The sequence below is a fragment of the Parahaliea mediterranea genome (assembly GCF_003402235.1).
GTDB lineage: Bacteria > Pseudomonadota > Gammaproteobacteria > Pseudomonadales > Halieaceae > Parahaliea > Parahaliea mediterranea.
Genome location: NZ_QEWO01000020.1, coordinates 1 through 3,116, shown reverse-complemented (window position 1 = coordinate 3,116; position 3,116 = coordinate 1). Strand labels below are relative to the sequence as shown.

Sequence of the window (3,116 nt, the reverse complement as noted above, 5' to 3'; positions counted from 1 at the left end):
ATCCCGACCCCGATCCCCGGCACGGCTGCGGCTGCGGCTGCGGCTGCGGAATAATCAGGGAAGTATTGTATTGCCCGGCCCGAATTTACTTGGGAAAGGCGTCACGGATTATTGAGCGAGACAACACTTGGAGTCGGGGGCAGGTGCCCTTCGTCGGTTGCTATGCGTTCGGTTGCCTTGGCACCAGTCGCAGTCGCCGTGTTTGCGGCAGCCGTGGCTGATCCGTTTGGCTTTGCTTGTCTTTCGCGTATTCAACAGAAATTCACTCCGCCCGCAATGTGCTCTATCAGATTGATGACTTCCGGTGCGCTTCAGTCGTGGCAGCGTGTCCCAGTGGTGTGTGCTTCTGGTGTACATGGCGTCTGTCATCAAAGGGTGCGGTTTCAGTAGGTTCCATTCGTGACTATTCATAACAGGTTATTAGCAAAGCTATGGCCCAGAGACACGAAACCCGGCATTAACGCCGGGTTTCAGTTGTCGGGTGCACGGGTTCAGCAGGCGATTGCGGCATTCGTCATGATTCTCTTCACCGGGTTCAGTTCGCCTCAAGCGTATCAATTTAGGGCTGGTAGGCCAAGCTGGTAATGCGGACTTCGCTCGCCAAAGTCAGTTGCGGCGGTATTAACCCATTCGAGTATCTTGGTGGAAGTAAGGCCCTATAGATTCTGACCGTAGCCAATAGAGGCGTCAGTCCTGAAGTCTGTCGAGAAAGGCTACGAGATTTACAAAGTTTGGGCCTTTCAGTATGTCCAGTTCATTCGAGGTGGCCATCAACAGATTTTTTCTAGCTTTTCTCAGTCTTTGCAGCTGCGGTACTACCTGACTATCGACCCTGACAGCGAAGTCGTACATATCGCTGAATTGGACTGGAATCTTGTACCCCTTGTTCGAGCTGGCAATAAGAACGTCCGAGTCACGGAGCTTGGCGATGATGCTAGACCTAAGAATGTGATCGGAGATACCTTCATACCCACTTTCCCGCAGGTGGCTTTTTAGCGCGTGGGTTGGCACGTAATCGAGCGCGTCATTCCAATGGCTTTGGAAGAGGAGAAATTCGAGTACACAAATCTGCCACTTCACCTCATCGTCGTGGTTGTTGCGATTGCGCTCAAGGTAAATCTGGGCTTGATTAAAAGCATAATCTTTAATCGCCCGGTCCATGCCCTCGGTGGTGGTGTCGGAATTGAATCGTCGTGAAAAACGGATGGGCCACTCATCGACGCCAACAGAGTGGGTGCTGATCATTTCCAAACAGATTTCTTTCAGGGCAGCATTTGCTTTGCCCTCATACATTTGGGCAAGTGACCCAGCGATGAAATCAGCGATCTGCACGCCTACATAATTTTTGCTGGGGACCAACTCAAATCTTGATTCGACGAACAGGTCAGGGATGTGGTTTTTCTCCACGTAGGTCTTGAGAGACTGTGAAAACTCGGGACTTCCGGTTTCATCCGCGATTACATTTATGTCTGCATAGTGCTGAAAAAGTGATCCATACACTTTGCCATTGAGGTACTTAATAAACGACTTTTTGAACTGTAACCCGCTGTCTTTATTGATTCTATCCTTGTCGATGGCGAGGGCGTAGAACTTAAAGTTTAATTCCAGAACATCGCGGAGGATTTTGATTCTACGGCTGTGGCCCCCTTTGGCCCTGACGTTGGAGGATTTGATTTCACTCCCTTGGAAGTGCTTTTTCTGGAGTGCTTCGGCAGCTTCGACAAAAGCTGTGTTTTGATGCTCGTCAACAATCACTGCCGCAATCAGGAAGTGGGAAGACGCACCACCTTTGCTGGTGTCGAGGTCTGGATTGCCCGTTTCGTCCATGTAAGCAATTTTTGTATTCACATGCGTTCCTGCTGTGATTTAGATTTCGGAGTTCAGCGGCTCAGATCATACCCGCCAAACCGCCCCGTCCTGCTTCGCTTTACCCAACACCTCCAGTGCAGAAAGCACAGCTGTCACGCCTTTCACTGGCTTGCGCTTGAAGTTGGCTGCCAGCGTTTCCAGCTCCATTGGACCTGTCTGCAATTGGTCCAGAACTACACGTATCTGCTCGTGCATTTCTTTCGGGAAGGTGGCTTTCTTGGCTGGGTTGGCAGCGGCGATGGCAGGTGCATCAGCGTCGTCCACCAGTTCAATGCCCTGCTGCGTTTCGTTGGGCGCTTGATACTCAGGGCGCAGCCAGCGCACATGACCCTGTGCTTCTTCGGCTGCGCGTTGGTGGTTGAGGTCTACCAACCGCTTTAGTAGTTCTTCCTCGGCTTCTGCCTGCGCTTCGGATTTCTCGGGGTAAGGCGTGGTGGCACCGGGGAGGCCGACCAGAATGTCTCCAAGATCACTCCAGCCGTAGGCATCGAACACGGCGCGGTCAAGGTCATCGTGCAGTTCCTTCAGGACAGAGACTAGCCCCTGCTCGTGTATGGCTTTCTCCTTACTGGTAAGTGGTTCACCAGTGCGCAGTTTCTCCAGCACGTTATATATTGCAGTTAATGTAAGTGAAGTGTGCTTGTTTTGCTGGCGTGAAAGATGACCTTCTATCCCTTCGACTTGTTTGGCCAATGTCTTCTGGTGCTGTTGAGCGCTAGTGTCCGGGAAAGGAAATTTTTCAAAACAGTCCGAGTAGTTGTAGCATGAGTCATTTCCAACCCCAAGAAAACTGCCGGTACTAAGCGCCCATAAAGTATGTATACGGCTTACTAGTACTCCATGTTCCTGCAAAGACTCAATCCCGATGTTCACAACTTTGTCATCGGGAAGGTAATCCTTTGTAAGGCGTATGAAAATGCGATGCTTGGCTACTCGGGCCGTTGCTGTGTAATGCGGCAAGTCTCTCGATATTCGCCGCCACTCTTGCCTAGGTCTAGCGAGTAGCCACCACTTCTCTCTCGATGCCTTATCTTTCTTCAAATCCCGCTGCGGTTTGACTGTTTCGGCGATATGCTGGTACGTGGTTGGAAACCGATTCTTTACTTCATCAACCTGTAGACGTGAATTCAATTTGTAAGTGCAACTCTTGACGAGTTGGTTAGAGGGCAAGCTGCTGTACTATTGAGCTTTCTCTCACCGACCAAAGTTAGAGGAGCACAATGAAATACAAACAGCTTACCCAAGAA

Annotated in this window: 2 protein-coding genes; both read right to left on the bottom strand. The window is 50.7% G+C overall.

Going from position 1 to position 3,116, the window contains the following annotated elements; all coding sequences use genetic code 11:
* Window positions 1-687: 687 nt before the first annotated feature.
* Window positions 688-1,848 (bottom strand): DUF3800 domain-containing protein, encoded by a 1,161-nt coding sequence (locus DDZ17_RS22130; protein WP_157976801.1) that lies wholly within the window; start codon window positions 1,846-1,848, stop codon window positions 688-690.
* A gap of 45 nt (window positions 1,849-1,893) precedes the next feature.
* A complete protein-coding gene (locus DDZ17_RS22125; RefSeq protein ID WP_157976800.1) occupies window positions 1,894-2,742 on the bottom strand; it encodes a hypothetical protein in 849 nt (282 codons plus the stop codon).
* Window positions 2,743-3,116: the final 374 nt, after the last annotated feature.